Annotated in this window: 19 protein-coding genes; 11 read left to right on the plus strand and 8 right to left on the minus strand. The window is 74.5% G+C overall.

The window, feature by feature from the left end; translation table 11 throughout:
• Positions 1–61: 61 nt before the first annotated feature.
• The 6 genes from ACFYZS_RS27170 (at position 62) to ACFYZS_RS27195 (ending at position 7,865) form a co-directional block, all read left to right on the plus strand.
• A complete protein-coding gene (locus ACFYZS_RS27170) occupies positions 62–655 on the plus strand; it encodes a histidine phosphatase family protein (RefSeq protein WP_389017725.1) in 594 nt (197 codons plus the stop codon).
• 45 nt (positions 656–700) lie between these two features.
• Positions 701–2,848 (plus strand): FUSC family protein, encoded by a 2,148-nt coding sequence (locus ACFYZS_RS27175; RefSeq protein ID WP_389017728.1) that lies wholly within the window; start codon positions 701–703, stop codon positions 2,846–2,848.
• Between the two features lie 90 nt (positions 2,849–2,938).
• On the plus strand, positions 2,939–3,580 hold the full coding sequence (locus tag ACFYZS_RS27180) for a class I SAM-dependent methyltransferase (protein ID WP_389017730.1): 642 nt from the start codon (positions 2,939–2,941) through the stop codon (positions 3,578–3,580).
• Positions 3,581–3,853: 273 nt separating this feature from the next.
• Positions 3,854–5,347 (plus strand): FUSC family protein, encoded by a 1,494-nt coding sequence (locus tag ACFYZS_RS27185; protein ID WP_389017919.1) that lies wholly within the window; start codon positions 3,854–3,856, stop codon positions 5,345–5,347.
• 228 nt (positions 5,348–5,575) lie between these two features.
• On the plus strand, positions 5,576–6,712 hold the full coding sequence (locus tag ACFYZS_RS27190; protein WP_389017733.1) for a nitric oxide synthase oxygenase: 1,137 nt from the start codon (positions 5,576–5,578) through the stop codon (positions 6,710–6,712).
• Between the two features lie 58 nt (positions 6,713–6,770).
• Complete coding sequence (locus ACFYZS_RS27195) at positions 6,771–7,865, plus strand: lactonase family protein (RefSeq protein WP_389017736.1); 1,095 nt, start codon at positions 6,771–6,773, stop codon at positions 7,863–7,865.
• 93 nt (positions 7,866–7,958) lie between these two features.
• Here ACFYZS_RS27195 and ACFYZS_RS27200 read toward each other — a convergent pair whose 3' ends face one another.
• From ACFYZS_RS27200 to ACFYZS_RS27210, 3 genes are all read right to left on the minus strand, one after another.
• The gene (locus tag ACFYZS_RS27200; protein WP_389017739.1) at positions 7,959–8,888 is read right to left on the minus strand and encodes a sirohydrochlorin chelatase; all 930 of its coding nucleotides are present in this window, start codon (positions 8,886–8,888) and stop codon (positions 7,959–7,961) included.
• A 109-nt stretch (positions 8,889–8,997) separates the two neighbouring features.
• On the minus strand, positions 8,998–9,684 hold the full coding sequence (locus ACFYZS_RS27205; protein WP_119096650.1) for a uracil-DNA glycosylase: 687 nt from the start codon (positions 9,682–9,684) through the stop codon (positions 8,998–9,000).
• Between the two features lie 23 nt (positions 9,685–9,707).
• Entirely contained in the window at positions 9,708–10,799 is a 1,092-nt protein-coding gene (locus ACFYZS_RS27210) for a WD40/YVTN/BNR-like repeat-containing protein (protein ID WP_389017741.1), read from the minus strand.
• 216 nt (positions 10,800–11,015) lie between these two features.
• Here ACFYZS_RS27210 and ACFYZS_RS27215 point away from each other — a divergent pair, with 216 nt between their 5' ends.
• The 3 genes from ACFYZS_RS27215 to ACFYZS_RS27225 all read left to right on the plus strand — a co-directional run bounded on the left by ACFYZS_RS27215 (position 11,016) and on the right by ACFYZS_RS27225 (position 14,041).
• The gene (locus ACFYZS_RS27215; protein WP_389017922.1) at positions 11,016–12,371 is read left to right on the plus strand and encodes a wax ester/triacylglycerol synthase family O-acyltransferase; all 1,356 of its coding nucleotides are present in this window, start codon (positions 11,016–11,018) and stop codon (positions 12,369–12,371) included.
• Between the two features lie 80 nt (positions 12,372–12,451).
• Positions 12,452–13,597: an NADH:flavin oxidoreductase/NADH oxidase gene (locus ACFYZS_RS27220; RefSeq protein WP_389017744.1), complete on the plus strand. Its 1,146-nt coding sequence runs from the start codon at positions 12,452–12,454 to the stop codon at positions 13,595–13,597.
• Between the two features lie 96 nt (positions 13,598–13,693).
• Complete coding sequence (locus ACFYZS_RS27225; RefSeq protein ID WP_389017746.1) at positions 13,694–14,041, plus strand: ArsR/SmtB family transcription factor; 348 nt, start codon at positions 13,694–13,696, stop codon at positions 14,039–14,041.
• A 130-nt stretch (positions 14,042–14,171) separates the two neighbouring features.
• Here ACFYZS_RS27225 and ACFYZS_RS27230 read toward each other — a convergent pair whose 3' ends face one another.
• Both ACFYZS_RS27230 and ACFYZS_RS27235 read right to left on the minus strand, forming a co-directional pair.
• A complete protein-coding gene (locus ACFYZS_RS27230; protein WP_389017749.1) occupies positions 14,172–15,533 on the minus strand; it encodes an FAD-dependent oxidoreductase in 1,362 nt (453 codons plus the stop codon).
• Positions 15,534–15,585: 52 nt separating this feature from the next.
• Positions 15,586–16,242 carry a DUF305 domain-containing protein gene (locus tag ACFYZS_RS27235; protein ID WP_389017752.1) on the minus strand — a complete coding sequence of 219 codons (657 nt, stop codon included), beginning with the start codon at positions 16,240–16,242 and terminating at the stop codon, positions 15,586–15,588.
• A gap of 91 nt (positions 16,243–16,333) precedes the next feature.
• Here ACFYZS_RS27235 and ACFYZS_RS27240 point away from each other — a divergent pair, with 91 nt between their 5' ends.
• Positions 16,334–17,818, plus strand: a complete 1,485-nt coding sequence (locus ACFYZS_RS27240) for an LVIVD repeat-containing protein (RefSeq protein WP_389017755.1) — start codon at positions 16,334–16,336, stop codon at positions 17,816–17,818.
• A 31-nt stretch (positions 17,819–17,849) separates the two neighbouring features.
• On the opposite strand, the gene ACFYZS_RS27245 is transcribed toward ACFYZS_RS27240, so the two are convergent.
• The 3 genes from ACFYZS_RS27245 to ACFYZS_RS27255 all read right to left on the minus strand — a co-directional run bounded on the left by ACFYZS_RS27245 (position 17,850) and on the right by ACFYZS_RS27255 (position 20,200).
• On the minus strand, positions 17,850–18,479 hold the full coding sequence (locus ACFYZS_RS27245) for a TetR/AcrR family transcriptional regulator (RefSeq protein ID WP_389017758.1): 630 nt from the start codon (positions 18,477–18,479) through the stop codon (positions 17,850–17,852).
• A 163-nt stretch (positions 18,480–18,642) separates the two neighbouring features.
• A complete protein-coding gene (locus tag ACFYZS_RS27250) occupies positions 18,643–19,581 on the minus strand; it encodes a M56 family metallopeptidase (RefSeq protein ID WP_389017761.1) in 939 nt (312 codons plus the stop codon).
• Positions 19,582–19,672: 91 nt separating this feature from the next.
• Positions 19,673–20,200 (minus strand): DUF5134 domain-containing protein, encoded by a 528-nt coding sequence (locus ACFYZS_RS27255; protein WP_389017763.1) that lies wholly within the window; start codon positions 20,198–20,200, stop codon positions 19,673–19,675.
• Between the two features lie 146 nt (positions 20,201–20,346).
• Between ACFYZS_RS27255 and ACFYZS_RS27260 the strand changes: the two genes are divergently transcribed.
• Positions 20,347–20,886, plus strand: coding sequence for a GNAT family N-acetyltransferase (locus tag ACFYZS_RS27260; RefSeq protein ID WP_389017766.1), 540 nt, complete (start codon positions 20,347–20,349; stop codon positions 20,884–20,886).
• Positions 20,887–20,896: the final 10 nt, after the last annotated feature.

The following is a 20,896-nucleotide window of genomic DNA, read 5'->3' on the forward strand; positions in this document are numbered from 1 at the left end:
AACGTGACATGCCGTCCGAATCCTCCGGCGCCGACATGCCGGAGGGCTTAGGGTCCGGAGAATGAGCGACCTGCTGCTGGTGAGGCACGGCGAGACCGCATGGAGCGCCAACGGGCGCCACACCGGACGGACCGACATCCCGCTGACCGCGGCCGGGGTCGAGGAGGCCATCTCGCTGGCCCCGTACTTCCGCGACCGGCACTTCGCCCTGGTGCTGACCAGCCCGCTGCGCCGGGCCGTCGCCACGGCCGAGCTCGCCGGACTGAGCGGCGGCGTCACCGACCCCGACCTGTACGAATGGGACTACGGCGGCTACGAGGGCATCACCACGGCCGAGATCCGGCGGACCCGGCCGCACTGGTCCCTGTGGACCGACGGCGTCCCGCCCGGCGACGCCGAACACCCCGGCGAGGACGCCGCCCAGGTCGGCGCCCGCGCGGACCGCGCCCTGGCCCGCGCGGCCGAGGTCCTCGCCGAGGACCGCGGCGACGCCGTCATCGTCGCCCACGGGCACTTCCTGCGGGTCCTGACCGCCCGCTACCTGGGCCTGCCCCCGCAGGACGGCCGGCTCTTCCTCCTGCGCACCGGCACCGTCAGCATCCTGTCCACCGAACACGGCCTCCCGGTGATCGCGGGCTGGAACACCCACCCCTGAGTCCGTCCCCAGGTCCCGCGGCCGTCCCCGTGGGATTCTGAAACCGTGCGAGCCCTTGGGGAACTCGAACGGGAACTCCGGACGGGCACCGGCCCGGTGCCGGCGGCCGCGCGCCGCGCCGTCCGGACCACGTTCGCCTCCTGCACCGGCTTCTTCGTGTTCCTGTACGGATTCGACCGGCCCGTCGCCGCCACCTACGCCCTCTTCGGCGCCGTCTCCCTGGCCGGGCTCGCCCGGATCCCCGGCACCGGACGGCAGCGGGCCGCCGTCATGGTCAGGCTGCTCCCGGTGGCCTGCCTCCTGGTCGTCCTGGGCACCTTCCTCGCCGTACGGACCTGGAGCGCCGTCCTCGGCATGGCGGTCGTCGGCTTCTGCGTGGCCTTCTCCTCGGCGGCCGGACCGCGGGCGGCGGGCGTCGCGCCGGGGCTCCAACTGCTCTACATCCTGCCGAGCTTCCCGCCGTACCTCCCGCACACCCTCGGCGAGCGGCTGGGCGGCACCCTCGCCGGCCTGCTGCTCCTGATCTTCGCCGAGGCGTGTGTCCTGCCCGACCCCCGCGCGGTGACGTACGCGGAGCGGGCCGCGGGCGCCTCGGCCGAGGCCGCCCGGTGCGCCGTCGCACTGGGGCACCCGCCCTACCTGCTGGCCGCTCCGGCGGCCGAGCGCGCCCGGGCGGCGGCCGAGGCGCTGCGCGCCTCCCGCGTACCGGAGGCGGAACGGCCCGCCGGGCCGGGCCTGCGCGATCGGGCCATGGCCCACACCGGGCTGGCCGCGCGCACCCTGCTCTCCCGGCTGCGGAACCTGCCCGCACCGGCGGCCGGGCGGGAGCCGAGACAGGCCGGGATCGACCTCCTCGGCGCGGTCCGCGAATCCGCGACCGGGACCGCGACCCTGCTGCGCGACCGGCGCCCGCCCGCCCTGGACTCGGCGGAACTGCTGCGCCTGCGGGCCCGCAACGCCCGAACCCCGGCCGAACTGCCGGAGTCCCGCCGCCGGCAGGCCGCCCTGCTGGAGGTCGCGGACGCCGCCGTGGCGCTGCGCACGGCGGCGGAGATCGCCGTGAAGGGGCGGCGGGCGCACCCGGCCGCCGACGCGGCGGACCGCTTCTGGTACGTCCGGCAGAGCACCGTCGCCCTGTGGTGGCACCGGCTCGCCGCGCACACCGGGCCGCGGTCCGTGCACTTCCAGAACGCCGTACGGATCGCGCTGGCCCTCGCCGTGGCCCGCACCGTGGCCGGGCTCGACTCCCTCCCGCACGGCTTCTGGGCGATGCTCGCGGTCATCAGCCTCACCCGGACCACCGCCGTGCAGACCCGGGGCACCGTGCGCAGCGCACTGATCGGCACCTTCGTGGGCGCGCTCGCCGCCGGCACGGTGCTCGCACTGGCCGGCGGGCAGACCACCGCGTACGCGATCGCGCTCGTGCCGCTGATGCTGTTCACGTTCACCGTCGGGCCGGTACGCGGCGTGGGCTGGGCGCAGGCCCTGTTCACGCTGGTCGTCTCCGTCGTCTTCGCCCAGCTGTCCCCGGTCACCTGGCAGCTGGCCGAGGTCCGCTTCCTGGACGTGCTGATCGGCAGCTCGATCGGGATCGTGTGCGGTCTGCTGGCCTGGCCGCGCGGGGCCCATGACGAACTGAGCCGGGCGGCGGCCGGGCTGCTGCGCGCCTGCGCCGACGACGTCGAGTCGACCACCGCCGTCGTCGCGGCGCCCGGCCGGCTCCCGGAACCCCCCGGGGACGAGGAGCACCGGGTCCGGGTCGCGCTGGTGATGGCCGAGTCGGCGTACGCCCAGTACCAGAGCGAGACGCAGCGCCCGGCGGGGCCGGGCCCCGACTGGCAGGCCGCGGTGATGACCGGGCACCACGTGCTCTGGGGCGCCGGCCGGGTGCTGGGCAGCGCCGACGGGACACCGCTCGCGCGCGGTGAGGCGGCGGGGCTCCAGGAGTACGCGGCGCGGGTGGCGGCCGGACTGCGCCGTGCCGCGGCGGAGGCCGACACCCCGCCGAAGACCGGGAGCGGCACCCCGGGCCGCGCAGCGCCCCTCCTTCCCGAGGCGGTGCCCGCGCCCACCGAGGCGGCGCCGCCCGACGCCGGGCTCGCGTACTTCGCCACGACGGCCTGGCTCGACACCCTGACGGCGGACCTGGAGGCCATCGACACGGGCCGGGCCGCGGCCCGGATCCCGGGATGAGCACGTGGCCCCGCCGTTTCCCTGCCGCCCGCCCGGGCAGAACCTCCACGGCGTCCGGACCGGCCGGGCGGCGGTGAGCACGGATCGAGGGTGACGGTGGGGGAGCCGATCAAGGGCGGCAAGTCCGCGGCAGAGGTCTTCGACGAGGTCGGCGCACGGTACGAGGAGGTGTTCGGGAGCGTCCCCGGACAGCTCGCGACCCTGGACTGGCTCACGGCCCGCCTCGCCCCCGGCGCCCGCGTGCTGGACGTCGGCAGCGGTACGGGCCGGCCGACCGCAGAGGCACTCGCCCGGGCGGGCTGCGAGGTGACCGGCATCGACGTCTCGGCGCACATGGTCGATCTCGCGCGCTCCCGGGTGCCGCAGGCCCGCTTCGAGCAGGCCGACGTCCGCACCTACACGCCCGCCGAGGGCGGCTTCGACGCGGTGTGCTCCTTCTTCCCGCTGCTCGTGATGTCCAAGCGGGAGGTGGCCGCGGCCCTGGAGCGGATGGCGTCCTGGGTGGCGCCCGGCGGGTACTTCGTACTGGCCACCGTGCCGGGGGACATCAGCGACCTCGACATCGTGTGGATGGGGCACGAGGTCACCGTCAGCAGCCTGTCCCCGGCGGAGCACCTGCGGCTGCTGGGCGGGGCCGGGCTGGAGGTGGTGGAGCACCACACCGCCCTGTTCCGCCCGGAGGGGGCCGAGCCGGAGGAGCACTTCTTCTGCCGCGCCCGCCGCCCCGCCTGAGCGGGCGCTGGTCCGTTGGTCGCCACCGGCCGGAAAATACCCCCCGGTAGTGCACCAATGGTCCAGTGATCCGAAGCCGTGTTGAGCCAGTGGGCCTCCGGATGCTTATCTGTGTCGTATCCATGTACTTACGGCGCCGCGCAGCGCCGGGCGGCAACGAGGCCGGTCCGGAGCGCGGTGCCTTCGCCGTGTCCGCGTGCCGCCCACCACCCCCGGGCGGACGCGGAACGGCGCGCAGCACTGCAAGGGGGGCGGCACACCGCCGTGAAGAGGATGTTCGTGGCTCCGGATCCGGGGCGCCTGAGACTGCGCAACTCGCTGCGGGCCGTGCTCGGCATCGGGCTCGCCGTCGCCGTGTCCGAGCTCTGCGGCCTCTCCCTCACCGCCTCCATCACCGGGGGACTGGCGGCCCTGCTCACCCTGTTCACCGTGCTCGACCCGACCGTGCGGGCCCAGCGCGTGACCAGCGCCCTGCTGCCCGTCGCCGGATTCCCCGTCCTCGCGCTGGCCACCACCCTGCACGGGACACCCCTCGCCCGGGACGCGGCCTTCCTCGCCGTCGTGTTCGCCGGGGTCTACGCCCGCCGCTGGGGGCCGCGCGGGCACGCCCTCGGGATCTTCGGCTTCATGATGTTCTTCGTCACGCAGTTCCTGCACGCCGTACCCGGCCAGCTGCCCGAGCTGTACGCCGCCGTCGGGCTGGCGCTGCTCTCCGCCGGAGCGGTGCGGTACGTCCTGTGGCCGATCGAGCGGCGCACCCCGCCGCCGGCCGCGCCGCCCGGCCTGCCCGGCACCCGTCTGGCCCGGCCGACCACACGGCAGGCCTTCCAGGCCACCGCCGCCTGCGCCTTCGCGCTCGGCATCGGCCAGGCGCTTTCCGACGACCGCTGGTACTGGGCCGTCGGCACCGCCTGGTGGATCTTCGTCAACACCGCCTCCCGCGGCGAGACCCTCGTCCGCGGGTTCCGCCGGGTCGTCGGCACGGTCGTCGGCATCGCCGCCGGGCTGCTGATCGCCGTGCCCCTGCACGGCGCGCCCGCGCCCACCGCGGCGCTGGTCGCCGTATGCGTCTTCGGGATCTTCTACACCGCGGCGCCCTCGTACTCCTGGATGATGTTCTTCGTCACCGTCATGGCCGGACTGCTCTACGGGCTCCTCGGCGTCCTCCACCCCGGACTGCTGCTCCTGCGCTTCGAGGAGACCGCGATCGGCGCGCTGGGCGCCGCCCTCGCCGTGGTGCTCGTCCTCCCGGTCACCACGCACGCCGCCAACGACGCCTGGATCCAGCGCGCCCTGCACTGCGTACGGGCCTCCACGGCGGCCGCCCTCGACCGCCTCGCCGGGGACCCCGACGCCGATCCCGCCCCGCACGCGGCCGAACTCGAACTGCTGCTGGGCCGGGTACGGATGGCACTCGCGCCCCTCGTCCACCCGCTGAGCCCGCTGCGCGCCCGCAAGGCCCGGGCCCGGCAGGTCCTCGGGCTGCTCGACGACTGCGCCCGCGAGGTGCGCGGACTGGTGGCCGTCGCCGCCGACCCGCAGGCCTCGCACGACGCACGGCTGGCCGCCGCGTGCTGGCGGGTGGAGACCGCCGTCGAGGCGCTGACCGCCCCGCGCGCCACGGCGGAGCACGCCGGTCCCGCCCAGCCGCGGCCCGCCGCCGCGGAGCCGGCCCTCGCGCACCTGCACGGGCTGGAGCACGCCCTCGTGGCCCTCCACGCCCCCCTGCGCACCGACCCGCGCGCGCCCCTCACCATCACCGCCTGACCCGGCCCCGTCCCTGATCCACGAGGTCAGAACCCTGATGGCGGCGGATCCTACGCCCAGTCAGGCCCGCTCCGCAGGGCAATGGCCCCCAGATCACCCGGTGGAGTTGCGCCGCTCGCACGTGCCCCATGCCGCTGACCTGCGGCATGTACAACGGGTGGGTGTTGATAGCACATTCATCCGGCACGTACAGGGTGGATCTGGTCGGACAGGGGGTAACCGCCCGGGATGGAAATACTTCAACAGCGCTCGACCACAGCCCAAGTGTGGGAAGCAGCCGAGGAGTTCATCCGACTCTTCCACCGGGAGAATCCGCAGGCGGGTGATCCGCGGGCCCGGCTCGCCGCCGTGCGGGCCGAGCTCGCGGACACCGGAAGCTACCGGCACACCCCGCAGGAGCTCGTCCACGGGGCCCGTGTCGCCTGGCGCAACAGTAACCGCTGCATCGGCAGGCTGTACTGGAACTCGCTGCGCGTGCGCGACCGCCGCGAGCTCACCGACGCCGACGCGATAGCCGCCGAGTGCTTCGAGCACCTGCGCGACGCGACCAACGGCGGCCGGGTCAGACCCACCATCACCGTCTTCGCCCCGGACGCCCCGGACCGCCCCGGCCCGCTGATCTGGAGCGAGCAGCTCGTCCGGTACGCCGGCTACGGCGACCACCACTCCGTCACCGTGGGCGACGCCCGCAACGCACCGCTCACCAGTGCGCTGCTCGCCCATGGCTGGACCGGGGGCGCGGGCACCCCCTTCGATCTGCTGCCGCTGGTGGTCCAGGGCGTCGACGACAAGCCCCGCTGGTTCGACACCCCCGCGGACGCCGTGCTGGAAGTCCCGATCGAGCACCCCGACGACGCCGGCTGGGCGGACTGGGGGCTGCGCTGGCACGCCGTACCCGCCATCTCCAACATGTGCCTGGAGATCGGCGGGATCCACTATCCGGCCGCGCCCTTCAACGGCTGGTACATGGGGACCGAGATCGGCGCCCGCAACCTCGCCGACACCGACCGGTACAACCTCCTCCCCGCCGTCGCCCGGCGCCTCGGCCTCGACACCGCCAGCGACCGCTCGCTGTGGAAGGACCGTGCGCTCGTCGAGCTCAACCGGGCCGTACTGCACTCGTTCGACCGGGCCGGGGTCACCATCGCGGACCACCACACCGAGTCCCGGCGCTTCCTCAGCCACATGGAACGCGAGGAGCGCAAGGGGCGCGAGGTGGGCGCCGACTGGTCCTGGATCGTGCCGCCGATCTCGGGCTCCGCCACCCCGGTCTTCCACCGCACGTACGAGGACCGGCCGAGCTCGACGGCGTACGTGCACCACCCGGGCGCGCAGGAACGGGCCCGAGGGCGGGATCTGGTCTAGACCCTTCTGTTAGCGTCGGCTCCGCACGGTCGATCCGAACGGCGAAGAGGGGGATCCGGTGGACGGCACCGAAGGCACCGATGGCACCGCAGGCGCGGACGGCAGGGGCCGGAGCGGCGGACTGCGGGCCCACATCGGCTCGTTCACCTCGGGAGGCGGCCGCGGCATCACCACCGCGGCCGTGGCCCCGGCGACGGGTGCGCTGACCCTCCTGTCCGCCACCGACGCGGTCGCGGACCCCTCGTACCTCGCCCTCGACCGGGGCACCGGCGTGCTCTACGCCGTGAGCGAGACGGAGCAGGGTGCGGCCGCCGCCTTCCGGCCCACCCCCCAGGGCCTCGCCGCCCTCGGCCCCGCCGTCCGCGTCGGCGGCTCCGGACCGACCCACCTCAGCGTGGCCGGGCGCCGGCTGCTGACCGCCAACTACACCTCCGGCAGCGTCAGCAGCCTCCCGCTCGCCGCGGACGGGGGGCTCTGCGGGCCCCCCTCGGTCCTCGCCCACGAGGGCTCCGGCCCCGACGCGAGCCGCCAGGAACGGCCGCACGCCCACCAGGTGCTGCCCGATCCCGGCGGCCGCTGGGTGCTCAGCGTGGACCTCGGCACCGATTCGGTGAGGGTCTGCGCGCCGGACCCGGCCACCGGGGCGCTGCGCCTGCACGGCGAGAGCGCGCTGCGCGCCGGGACGGGCCCGCGACACCTCGTCTTCCACCCGGACGGCGAGGTGGTCTACGTCCTGCACGAGCTGGAGCCGCAGCTGACCGTCTGCCGCTGGAACGCGGGCTCCGGGCAACTGGAACCGATGGTCGAGGTTCCGATCGCGCCTGCGGCCGCTCCAGGGGGCGTACGGGCCTACCCGTCGGCCGTGGTGGCCTCGCCCGACGGCCGCTTCGTGTGGGCGGCCGTGCGCGGCTCGGACGCCATCGTCACCCTCTCGCTCGCCGACGGGGCCGAGAAGCCGCGGCTCACGGGCAGCGTGGACTGCGGCGGCAGCTGGCCCCGGGACCTCGCCGCCGACCCCTCGGGGCGCCGGCTGTACGCGGCCAACGAGCGCTCCGGGGACGTCACCTGGTTCGACGTCGACCCGCTCACCGGCCGGCCGCACCGGGCCGGCTCGGTGGCGGTGCCGGCCGCGACCTGCGTGGTCTTCGCCTGACCCGACCGGCAGAGCCCGAGCACGGACGAGGGCCCGCGCCCCGGGATTCGACCTCCGGGGCGCGGGCCCTCGTCCGTGCGGACCTGCGCGGGATCAGTGGGCAGCGGCGCCCTGGGTGAGGCCGAGCGCCGCGGAGTACTGGGTGACGACGAGCTTGCCGAGCGCCGAGTAGGCCCCGAGCACCTCGGCGGCAGCGCAGTCGGCCTCCTTGCAGGCCGTGTCCAGCAGCCCCTCGGCGGCCTCCGGGCCGATCAGGTAGGGGGCCAGCGCGAGCTGCGTCGAGCCCTCGCTGCGCAGCTGCTCGGCGACCGCGGCCACCGAGCCCTCCTGGTCGAGCGCGGCGGCCTTGACCGGCACCGCGAGGCGCGCGGCCAGCAGCATGCCGGTGACCGCGGCGACCTGGACGGCTTCCGCGCCGCCGGTGGTGGCCACGATGATGCCGTCGGCGGCGGTGGTGACGGTGAACAGCCGGGCGCGGTCGGCGCGGGCCAGTCCGGCCTCGGAGAGCCGCACGTGCAGGCCCTCGGCGAGCAGCGGGTGCGGGCCGAGCACCTCGGCCAGCTCGACGGCGGCCGAGGAGTCCATGACGGCCTGGCGCATCCGGCGCAGCAGGTCGGCGTCGGGGCCGGCCAGCAGCGGTACGACCACGGCGTCCGGGCCGGTCGGCGCGGGTACCTCGTGGCCGGCGGCGCGGGCGAACTCCGCGCGGGCGATGCGCTCGGCCGCGACCGAGGTCAGGACGCGGGAGAGGGCCGGGAACTCGGAGCTCTCGGCGCCCTCGGAGTGTTCGCCCTCGAGGAAGCCGATGCGGGCGTCGAGGCCCGGCAGCTCGGAGCGGCCGATGCTGACGATCTCTTCCGCGAGCCCCCGGGAGGCGGCGGAAGGGGCACCGGGCACGGCGAGCACCAGCGCGGGCGCGCCCTCTGGCGCCACCGCGGGCTCGGGTCGGCGGTGCCGTCCGGCAGGGCGGGGTCGCGGCATTCGTACGGGCAGGCCATTCGCGGGCCCAGTGGGGGAGCTCATGGCGCCGCATGCTACTGGCTTATCGGAACCGAGTGTTCGGGCAGGGCCTCAACGGGCGGCTTCTGTCCGTATTTATCCGCGGAATGTCGTATACCGTTCAACCGAAAGGTCAACCGGCTGCCGGAAGCCGCCAGTCCACCGGCTGGGCTCCCTGGCGAACCAGCAGGTCATTGGTCCTGCTGAACGGCCGCGAGCCGAAGAACCCGTTGGCGGCCGACATGGGGGAGGGGTGGACGGACTCCACGGCCGGCAACTCGCCGAGCAGCGGCCGCAGATTGCGGGCGTCACGGCCCCACAGCACCGACACGAGCGGCTTCCCGCGCGCGGCCAGCGCCCGGATGGCCTGTTCGGTCACGGCCTCCCAGCCCTTGCCGCGATGGCCGCCGGTCTTGCGCGGGGCGGTGGTCAGCGCGCGGTTCAGCAGCAGCACGCCCTGCCGGGTCCAGGGGGTCAGGTCCCCGTTCGCCGGCCGGGGCACCCCGAGGTCCGCATACAGCTCGCGGAAGATGTTGTCGAGGCTGGGCGGCCACGGACTGACATCGGGCGCCACCGAGAAGGACAGGCCCATCGCGTGCCCCGGGGTGGGGTACGGGTCCTGGCCGACGATGAGCACCTTCACCTCGTCGAAGGGCTGCTGGAAGGCGCGCAGCACGTTCGCCCCGGCGGGCAAGTACGTCCTGCCAGCCGCGATCTCGGCGCGCAGGAAGTCGCCCATCGCGGCGATCTGCGCCGCCACCGGCTCCAGAGCCCGGGCCCAGCCCGGCTCGACGATCTCGTTCAACGGTCGTGCTGCCACAGCGAGTCACTCTACTGGCCCATTCAGTGAGCGACGACCGCCGCCCGTACGCACAGCACGTCGGGCAGGTGCTCGGCCAGGAGCAGCCAGCTGTCCCCGTCGTCGTGGCTGGCGTACAACTCGCCGTTGCGGTTGCCGAAGTAGACCCCCGCCGGGTCCGCGTCGTCCGTGCACAGGGCGTCCCGCAGCACCGTCCCGTAGTGGTCCCCGGCGGGCAGTCCGCGGGTGAGCGGTTCCCAGGTCGCGCCCGCGTCCCGGGTGCGGAACACCCGGCACCGGTGCTCCGCCGGGACCCGGTCGGAGTCGGCGTTGAGCGGGAAGACGTAGGCGGTGTCCGGCCGGTGCGGGTGCGCGGCCACCGCGAAGCCGAAGTCGGAGGGCAGGCCGGCGCCGATGTCGGTCCACCGGGCCCCGGCGTCGTCGCTGCGGTACACGCCCCAGTGGTTCTGCAGGTAGAGCCGCTTCCGGTCCCCGGCGTCCTGGGCGATCTTGTGTACGCACTGGCCGAACTCCGGATGCGGATCCGGCAGGAACACCGCCGAGACGCCCTCGTTGGAGGGGGTCCAGCGGGCGCCGCCGTCCTGCGTCCGGAACACCCCGGCGGTGGAGACCGCCACCGTCACCCTGGCGGGGTCGGCCGGGTCCGTCAGCACCGTGTGCAGGCCCTCACCGCCGCCGCCCGGCACCCAGCTCCCCCGGCTCGGGTGCTCCCACAGCGGCCGGACCAGCTCGAAGGACTCGCCCCGGTCCGTGGAGCGGAAGAGGGCGGCCGGCTCCGTCCCCGCGTACACCACGTCCGGCGCCTCGGGGCCGGCCGGATGCAGCTGCCAGACCCGCTCCAGGGAGGCCCCGGTGTCCTTCGGGAACTTCACGGCGGGGGCGGCGGGCTCGTGCCAGCTCGCCCCGAGGTCGTCGGAGCTGAAGACGGACGGCCCCCAGTGCGAGCTGTCCGCGCCGACGAGCAGCCGGGGTACGGGCCCCCGCCGGTCGACCGCGACGGCGTAGACGGCCTGGGCGTTGAAATGGGGCCCGTCGAGCTCCCAGGGGCCCTCGCCCCGCCTGCGGCCGATGAACAGGCCCTTGCGGGTCCCCGCGAGCAGGATCGTTTCCGACATGGTCGACACCTCCGGACTTCGCCGTCCCGGCCGTCGTGCTGCGCACCTTTCCCGCCAGTCTGCACCCGGCCACCGACGGCGGCCGGTCCGCCGGGCCGCTGCGCCGAGCAGTCGGTCGGCATCGATCAACAGGCGTATCCAGAGGGTGGCTACTTGATCGTAGGAGGCCGAAAGGGGTTGACTTCCACCTCTGCCACCGCACGCGAGAGGCAATACGTGGCCACCGAGCACCTGTCCCCGCTCGACCTCGCCTTCTGGCGGATCGAATCCGCCGCCCACCCCATGCACCTCGGCGCCCTCGCGGTCTTCGAGGCCGTCCCCCAGGACGGCCCCGGCGCCGGAGCCGCCCCCGGCACCGGGCCCGATCCCGCCGTCCGCGCCGCCGCACTGCTCACCGCCCGCTGCGCCGCCGTCCCCGGCCTGCGCCGCCGCATCCACGACGTGCTGCTGCCGATCGGCGCGGCCGCCTGGTCGCCCGACGCGGACTTCGATCCCGCCCGGCACGTGTTCCTCGTCCGCACACCCGACCCGCACGCCGCCGCCGGACCCCTGATGGCGCGTCCGCTGGACCGGTCCCGGCCCCCCTGGGAGGCGCACGTCCTGGCCGGGCCCGAACCGGGCTCCTTCGCGGTGCTCTTCAAGTTCCACCACGCCCTCGCCGACGGGCTCGGGGCCCTCGCCCTGGCGGCCATGCTCTTCGACGAGGGGGCGACCGTACGGGGTCCCGTGCGACCGGCCCAGGAGCCGCAGCCCGCCGGTTCCGTGCTGCGCAACCTCCCCGGCATGCTGGCCGCCCGGGTCCAGGACGTCGGCCAGGCCCTGGAGATCGGCGCCTCCGTGGCCCGCTCCGGGCTGCCGCTCGGGGTACCGGCGGCCCTGACGGCCGCCCCGGCGCGGACCGGCACCCGCGCGGTCGCCGGCCTCGCGCTCGACCTCGACGACGTCAACCGCATCCGCAAGGTCGCCGGAGGCACCGTCAACGACGTGCTGATCGCCCTCGTCGCGGGCGCCCTGCGGCGCTGGCTGCTGGGCCGGGGCGACCCGGAGCCCGAGGGGGCCGGCCCGCGCGCCCTGATACCGGTCTCCCGCCGCCGGTCCGGCGGTGCGGCGAAGTACGGGAACCGGCTCTCCGGCTACCTGCTCCGGCTCCCGCTCGCGGAGCCGGACCCGCTGCTGCGCCTGGACCGGGTGCGACTGGGCATGGACCGGAACAAGGAGGCCGGACCCGCCCGCGGCGCCGGGGCCGTCGCCCTGCTCGCCGACCACGTCCACCCGCTCGGCCACCGGCTCGGCGGCCCCCTGGTCGCCCAGGCGGCCCGGATGCTCTTCGACATCCTGGTCACCAGCGTCCCGCTGCCCGGCTTCACCTTCTCGCTCGGCGGCAGCCGGGTCCGGGAGGTCTATCCGCTGGCCCCGCTCGCCCGCGGCCACTCCCTCGCGGTCGCCGTCTCCACCTACCTGGGCACGGTCCACTACGGCCTGGTGGCCGACGCGGCCGCCGTGCCGGACCTCGCGGCCCTCGCGGAGGCGCTGCGCGCCGAGCTCGACGAGCTTGTACGAGAGGTCTCGTAGTACGGAAGGAATCGTAGTACGCTGACTCTCGTACAAGCCGCCGATGCGCGGCGTGCCCGGCCACCTCCGGAGAGTCCTTCATGAGTGCTGTCCCCCTCGCTCCCGCCGCCCCCACCGCCCACGCCGAGGCCCTGTTCGCGCCCTTCACCCTGCGCTCGGTCACCGCGCCGAACCGGATCTGGATGGCGCCGATGTGCCAGTACGTGGCCGAGGCCTCGGGTCCGGACGCGGGCGTGGCCCACGCCTGGCACTTCGCGCACTACGCCGCCCGCGCGGTGGGCGGCGCCGGCCTGATCCTCCAGGAGGCCACGGCCGTCTCCCCGGAGGGCCGGATCTCCCCCTACGACCTCGGCATCTGGAACGACACGCAGGTCGAGGCGCTGCGCCCGATCACCTCCTTCATCAAGGCCCAGGGCGCCGTCCCCGGAATCCAGATAGCCCACGCCGGCCGGAAGGCATCGACCGGCCGGCCCTGGGAGGGCGGCGGATACGTCGGCCCCGAGGCGGACGGCTGGCTGCCGAGCGCCCCGAGCCCGCTGCCGTTCGCCGAGGGCGACCCCGTGCCGCACGAGCTGACGACCGCCGAGATCCACGAGATCACCGGCCGGTTCGCGGCCGCCGCGCGGCGCGCGCTGGCGGCCGGCTACGAGGTCGTCGAGATCCACGGCGCGCACGGCTACCTCATCGGCCAGTTCCTCTCCTCGCAGATCAACCGGCGCACCGACGAGTACGGCGGCTCCTTCGAGAACCGGACCCGCTTCGCCCTCGAAGTCGTCGACGCCGTACGGGCGGTGTGGCCCGAGGAACTGCCGCTGTTCTTCCGCATCTCCGCCACCGACTGGCTGGAGGAGTCCGGCTGGACCGCCGAGGACACGGTCCGGCTGGCCGAACTGCTCCAAGTCCGCGGGGTGGACCTGCTGGACGTGTCCACCGGCGGCATGGCCCCGAAGGCGGACATCCCGGCGGCGCCCGGCTTCCAGGTGCCGTTCGCGGCCGAGGTCAAGGCCCGGACCGGCCTCCCCGTGGCCGCCGTCGGGCTGATCACCGAGCCGGATCAGGCCGGCGCGATCCTGGCCGACGGGCAGGCGGACGCGATCCTGCTGGGCCGCGAGCTGCTGCGCGACCCCTACTGGGCGCGCACCGCGGCCGCCGCACTGGGCGCCGAACGGGCCCTCGAACCGGGCGCCGGGGTACGGGTGCCCGTCTCGTACCACCGTGCCTGGTAGCCCAGGCGAGCAGCCGTACGCCTCCCTTCCGGCGGCAGCCGATGTACTACGGTGGTTCTCGTACGAACAGAGGAGCCGGGCGAGACGAGGGCAGACGTGACGGATACGGCCACCACCCGCGCGCTCGCCCATCCCGGGCCCGCCGAGATCCGGCTCGAAGCGGTGCTGCACGCGCTGTCGGACCCGATCCGGCTGTCGATCGTGCGGGACCTCGCGGCCACGCCGGACGAACTGGCGTGCTCGTACTTCGACCTGCCGGTCACCAAGTCGACGACCACGCACCACTTCCGCGTCCTGCGGGAGGCAGGTGTGGTCCGCCAGACCTACCGGGGGACGGCGAAGATGAACGGCCTGCGCGGCGCGGAGCTGGAGGACCTGTTCCCCGGGCTGCTCGACAGCGTGCTCGCGGCGGCCGCCGCGGAAGAGGCGCGCCGGGCCGCCTAGGGGGTGTCCGCAAAGTCCCGCCAGTCCCGCGGCGCCCGGCACACGCTCTCGGCGCATCGGACGCCGCGGGACCGCCCTGCGGGCGCACGGCGCTACTTTCCGGACGCCCCCAGGCCGGATCGGGCCGGGCTCATGCCCCCGCGTTCGCCGCGGCGAGCAGGCCCGGCCAGTCCGGGATCTTCACCGAGCGGCGGCCCAGTGAGCGCCCGAGATCGGCCTCCGCCGTCTCGATCGCCAGCCAGCCCGGCCACTCCACCGGGTGCAGCCCCGCCGCCCGCAGCGCGTCCAGCGGGTCGCCCGGCAGCTCCCGCCGGGCCAGCACCGGCGCGTCCTGGAGCAGCGAGGAGGCCGTCTCCTTGGCGCAGGGCCGGTTGGTGCCGATCACCCCGGTGGGGCCCCGCTTGATCCAGCCCGCCACGTACTCGCCCACCGAGGCCCGGCCCTCGCGCAGCACCCGGCCCGCGGCGTGCGGGACCGTGGCCTTCACCGGGTCGAACGGCAGGCCGGGCAGCGGGACCCCCTGGTACCCCACCGAGCGCAGCACCAGCTGCGCCTCGACGTCCTCGTACGCGCCCGTCCCGGTGACCCCGCCCCGGCCGTCCGGGGCGGTGCGCTCGAAGCGCATCCCGGCGACCCGGCCGCCGGGGCCGGCCAGCACCTCCACCGGGCGCAGGTAGAACCGCAGGCCGATCCGGCGCCGGGCGTCACCCGGGTCCTGCCCGGCCCAGCCGCGCAGCACCTCCAGGTTGCGCCGGGCCGCCGCGGGCAGCGCGGCGGCCACGCCCTCGTCCGCGTACGCGGGGTCGAGGGCCAGCTCGGCCGGGTCCACGACGGCGGCCACGCCCGGCAGCGTGCCCAGCTCCCGCAGCTCCTTGGTGGTGAACTTGCCCTGTGAGGGACCCCGTCGGGCCACCATCGACACCGATTCCACCCCGCTGTCCGCGAGCGCGCCCAGGGCCGGCTGCGGCATGTCGGTGGGGGACAGCTCCGGTTCGCCGCGGGCCAGCATCCGGGTCACGTCCACGGCGACGTTGCCCGCCCCGACGACGATCGCCGAGCCCACCCCGGGCAGGTCGAAGGCCTCGGCCACGGCGTCCGGATGCCCGCTGTACCAGGCGACGAACGCGGTCGCGGAGTGCACCCCGGCCAGCTCTTCGCCGGGGATGCCCAGCAGCCGGTCGCGCGCGGCGCCCACGCAGTACACCACCGCGTGGTACAGCTCCAGCAGCCGTGCCGTGGACAGCTGCTCCCCGCCGACCTGCACGTTGCCGAGGAAGCGGATCCGCTCGTCCTCCAGCACGGTGCGCAGGCTGCCCTGGAGCGATTTGATCTTCTCGTGGTCGGGGGCCACCCCGTAGCGCACCAGCCCGTACGGCGCGGGCAGCCGGTCCAGCACGTCGACGCGCACGCCCGGCACCTCACGCTGCTGTACGAGTGTCTGAGCGGCGTAGACCCCGCTGGGGCCCGAACCGACGACGGCGACACGAAGCACGGCGGAGCTCCTCCCGCAGGTGCTCCCAGCATGCCACCGGGCCCGGCGGCCGTCAGCCCATCGCGCGCATCCGGTGGATCTCGGCGCTCTGGGTGGCCACCACCTCGTTGGCCATCTCCTCCACCGCGCCGTTGTTCCCGGCGGCCAGCGCCTCGCCCGCCATCTTCACGGCGCCCTCGTGGTGGGCGGTCATCAGGGTGAGGAAGAGCCGGTCGAACGCGGCGCCCTTCGCCGCGGAGAGCTCGCCCAGCTGCTGCTCGGTCGCCATGCCGGGCATCGCGCCGTGGTCGTGGCCGGCGGCCGGGGCTCCGGAGGGCGCCGGGTAGCGGGCCAACCACTTCTCCATCGCCCCGATCTCGGGCCGCTGGGCGGCCGCGATCCGCTCGGCGGGCCGTTTGACGGCGTCCGCCGAGGCCCGTTCCGGGGCGAGTGCGCTCATCGTGAGGGCCTGCCGGTGGTGTTCGACCATGTGCCGTACGTAGGCCCGGTCGGCCGCGTTGGGGCTGTCGTCCGGCTGCGCCTTCGCGGCCTCCTCGGGGGAGAGGGTGCGGGCCTTCTCGCCCGGTCTGCCGGGGGCGATGACCGCCGCGCCGCCGTTCTTCGACCCGTCGTCGCCGTCCCCGCCCCCGCAGCCGGCCAGGGCGAGCAGGATCCCGGCGGCCACGGCCGCCGCGGTCGTTCGGCCGAGTGGCCCTTTTGCCATGTCCATGAAGGGAACATACTGCCGGGGGACCGCTCCGGTACCCCGGCGGGCACGTTCCCACCACGAGCGGAATCATCGGGCTCCCATGGGAGGCGCAGTGACCTCGAAGCACACCACCAGAGTGCGGCACAGGAGTCTGGGGGCGGCCGTGGCCGCGGCCGGGCTGCTGACCACGCTGTTCGCGGCGGGCCCCGCCGCCGCGACCCCCGATCCCGGGGACTTATCGCCCGGCAGCGCCGCCGCGCGGGGCGCCGACCCGGCGGGCGGCCGCGTGCTCGCCCCCGGCGAGATCCCCGGCCAGGACGAGATCGTGCACAGCGCCAACGTCAAGCACCTGACCAACATCCCGAGCACCTACGCGGGCGTCATCAACACCGACCTGGCCTTCCAGGGCAAGTACGCCTACGCCGGAAACTACAACGGCTTCACCATCTACGACATAGGCAACCCGAAGGCCCCGAAGACCGTCAGCCAGGTGCTCTGCCCCGGCGGCCAGAACGACGTCTCCGTCCAGGGGGACCTGCTCTTCCTCTCCACCGACTCCTCGCGCAGCGACGACTCCTGCAACAGCGTCTCGCAGCCCGCCACGGAGAAGTCCTCGTGGGAGGGCATCAAGATCTTCGACATCAAGGACAAGAAGAACCCCAAGTACATCAAGTCCGTCGAGACCAACTGCGGCTCCCACACCCACACGCTGGTACCGGGCGAGCGGGACATCTACCTCTACGTGGCCTCGTACTCCCCGAACGAGGCGTTCCCCGACTGCCAGCCGCCGCACGACGGCATCTCCGTGATCAAGGTCCCGAAGAAGAACCCGACGCAGGCGGCCGTCGTGGCCTTCCCCGTCCTCTTCCCGGACGGCGGCAACCCGGGCGGACCCACCAACCCCGGGGTCACCAAGACCACCGGCTGCCACGACATCACCGTGCTGCCGTCGAAGAAGCTGGCCGCCGGTGCCTGCATGGGCGACGGCATCCTCTTCGACATCAGCAAGCCCGAGCAGCCGCGGGTCATCGACCGGGTGCAGGACAACGTGAACTTCGCGTTCTGGCACTCGGCGACCTTCAACGAGAAGGCCGACAAGGTGGTGTTCACCGACGAGCTGGGCGGCGGGGGCGGCGCCACCTGCAACGAGGCCACCGGCCCGAACCGCGGGGCCGACGGCATCTACGACATCACCGGCCGCGGAGACCAGCGCAAGCTCGTCTTCCGCAGCTACTTCAAGATCCCGCGCCCGCAGGCCGACACCGAGAACTGCGTGGCCCACAACGGCTCGCTGATCCCGGTCGGCGGCGGCCGCGACATCATGGTCCAGGCCTGGTACCAGGGCGGCGTCTCGGTATGGGACTTCACCGACTCCGCCCGGCCCAAGGAGATCGGCTACTTCGAGCGCGGCCCGCTCACCACCGACCGGCTCGGACTCGGGGGGTCCTGGTCGGCGTACTACTACAACGGGTACGTCTACTCGAACGACATCGCCAAGGGCCTCGACGTGCTGCGGATCGACGACTGGCGCACCGAGAGCGCGAAGTGGGTGTGGATGGACCGGCTCAACGTGCAGACACAGCCCGAGTACCACTGAGCGGGGCCCGGGACGATGCGAGAGGCACGGCTCAGCCCGTTGAGGGGAACGTTCCGCCGGGCGGTCCGCCGTCCGGCGGGAAACCGAGCTCCCAGTCCAGCCCGTACCGCTGGAACAGCTCCGCCCGCAGCCGCGCCGCCGGCATCGGAGCCCCCGGCAGCAGGACCGCGACCACCGCGCCCATCAGCAGCGCCCGCAGCAGCGGGTAGTCGGTGTCCACGTCCGCCGACCCGTACCGCGTGACCGTGTCCCGGAGCAGCTCCGCGAGGCGCCGCTGCTCCGGGCACTGCACGAAGCCCTCGGCCTGGAGGATGCCCGCCATGTGCGTCCGCATCAGCAGCGGCTCGTCCCGGGCGAGCCCGAGGATCGCGTCGATGGCGCGGGCGAGCCGCTCGCGCCCGTCGTCCGTGCGCGGCTCCCGCTCCAGGGCGGCGTCGAGCCGCAGGTGCATCAGCCGGTGCACGGCCGACTGGAGCAGCTGCCGTTTGCCCGGGAAGTAGTACGAGACCAGGCCTCGGGCCGTGCCCGCCCGATCGGCGATGTCGCCGAGCGTCGTGGCCTCGTAGCCGCGCTCGGCGACGAGTTCGACCGTGGCCTGGAGCAGCCGCTCCCGGGAACGTCTGCGCAATTCTTCATTGACCGATGCGCTGCGCGGGGACATGCTTACTCCTGCGTTGACTGGCTCCCAGCCAATATACTCAGCGCACGGGGTCGCCTGCTCTGGGTGACGCGGGGGATCACCCAGAGCAGGGACTTCCAAACCTCGGCGGAGCGACCGGTTTCGGCCTGTCCGCACCGGGCCCGCCGCGAGCCGGCCCGGTGGCTCAGGCCAGTGCGCTCAGGCCCGGCATCAGGGCCACCACCAGCGGGACCGCCGGGACCAGTGTGGCCAGCGCCGTCAGCCGCAGCCGACGGCCCGCCGACAGCCGGGGCGCCGCCGACAGCAGCCGCCGCACCCGCTCCGACACGTGCGGCTGCGGGCTCGGGTAGGGCCCGAACACCCCCCGGTCCTCGTTGAGCCCGACCAGCGCGAGGGCCACCGTCAGCCTCCCGAACCGCCGCGAGGCCATGTCGTCGGCGGCCAGTTCGACGAGCCGGTGCATCTCCGCCTCGAACGCCGCGAACACCGGTACCTGCGGGAATCCCCCCGCCAGCGCTCGCGAGCAGTGCAGCAGCCAGTCGTGCCGGGCCTGCGCGTGCCCCTGCTCGTGCGCGAGTACGGCATCCAGCTGGCTCCCCTTGAGCCGTCCGAGCGCGGCCGTGGTCACCACCAGCTGCGGGGCCGCGCCCGGCAGCCACCACGCGTCGGGCCGCGTCCCCTCCAGTACGACGAGCCGCGCCCCGGCCGGGTCCTCCCCGGGCAGCAGCGGAGCCCGAACGAGCAGCTCGGCGCCGCGGGCCCGGCGCCGGGCCCGAGCCCGCAGCACCTCCCCGGTCAGCCGGGCCCCGGTCCACAGCCCGCCGCCGGCCAGCGCCAGCGCGGTCCCCACGGCCCACGGGCCGCCGGTCGGACCCAGTGCGTACGCGTCGACCACGCCGTGCGGGGCCGCGGCGAAGAGCCGGCCCCGGACCGCCAGCCACGCGGCGGCCGCGCTCAGCAGCATCGACAGCGCGAAGCACAGGAGGACCGCGCCCACCACGCACTGCCACACCCACAGGGCGACGACGGGCTCCCGCTCGGGCCATCGGGCCCGGGCCAGCAGACGGGGAGCGAGCACCGCGGTCAGGGCGCCGAGCAACAGGAGTGCGGCGGGGACCATCATGTCCGCCAGCCTATGAGCGCGGGGCTACCTGCCGGTACGGCCTTTCGTGATTGGTGACGCAGGACACGTTTGTCCCCCGCGCCCCGGAGCTTCACAGACTCAGCAGCATCGCCAACATGCCGATCCCCATGGCGAGTCGGCATGCGCGCGTCAGCTCCGCGGGCTTCGCGGACGGTCCGCCCGCGACCGGCTGCGCGACCCCGCCCGCCGTCACCAGCCGGGCCCCGCCGAGCAGTACGTACCCCGCGAAGTAGAGGAGCAGCGCCCCGGTGACGAGGGGCGGGCCCCCGCCGTGCCCGTGCCCGCCGGCCATCGTCAGCGCCATGTACGCCATGGCGAGCGAGCCGACCAGGTGGTGCGCGTGGTGCACCCCGCCCCGCAGCAGCCACAGCGCGTGCAGCGCCGCCCCACAGAAGACGGCCAGCAGGATCCCGGGCCCCCACGGCCCGATCCCCCAGGGCACGGCCATCACCGCCATCCCGAAGCCCATCAGCGCCTCGCCCGCCGCCCCGCCGCGCGCCTCCCGCTCCGATCTGCCCACCCGCCACAGGCAGTACGCACCGCTCGCCGCGCACAGCAGGACGAGCAGCCAGGCGGAGAGGGAGGCGGGAAGGGACATCGCGGGACCGTGCACGGCGGAACCCCCCGTTCGTCGGCGTCACGGGAAGAGATGCCCCGGCCCGGAGGCCCGCACGCCGCCCCGGGTTAGGCTCTCCTTGCCGCACCGGGCATGTCATATGCCACTGAGCCGAACGGAGCCCCCCGATGTCGACCGCTCACCCCACCGCCCTGAACTTCCGCAGTGCCGTGGAGGCGGACGTACCGGACCTGGTGGCCCTCGTCGAGTCCGCCTACCGCGGGGACGCGAGCCGTGCCGGCTGGACCACCGAGGCGGATGTCCTGGACGGGCAGCGCACCGACCCCGAGGGCGTCCGCGCGATCATCGACTCCGCCGACGGCGTCCTGCTCGTCGTCGAGCGCGCCGACGAGCTCGTCGCCTGCTGCCAGCTCGAACACCGGGACGACCACGCCTACTTCGGCATGTTCGCGGTCCGGCCGGGGCTGCAGGGCGGCGGCCTCGGCAAGGAGATCCTCGCCGAGGCCGAGCGCCGCGCCCGCGAGACGTGGGGCGCCAAGGAGATGCGGATGACGGTGGTCAACGTACGGGAGGAGCTCATCGCCTACTACGTGCGCCGCGGCTACCGGCGCACCGGCGAACTGAGCCCCTTCCCGTACGGTGACGAGCGCTTCGGCGTCCCGCTCCGCGACGACCTGGCCTTCGAACTGCTGGTCAAGCCGCTGTAGCACGCAGCAG

The sequence above is a fragment of the Streptomyces sp. NPDC001903 genome (assembly GCF_042891345.1).
In the GTDB taxonomy this organism is placed as follows: domain Bacteria; phylum Actinomycetota; class Actinomycetes; order Streptomycetales; family Streptomycetaceae; genus Streptomyces.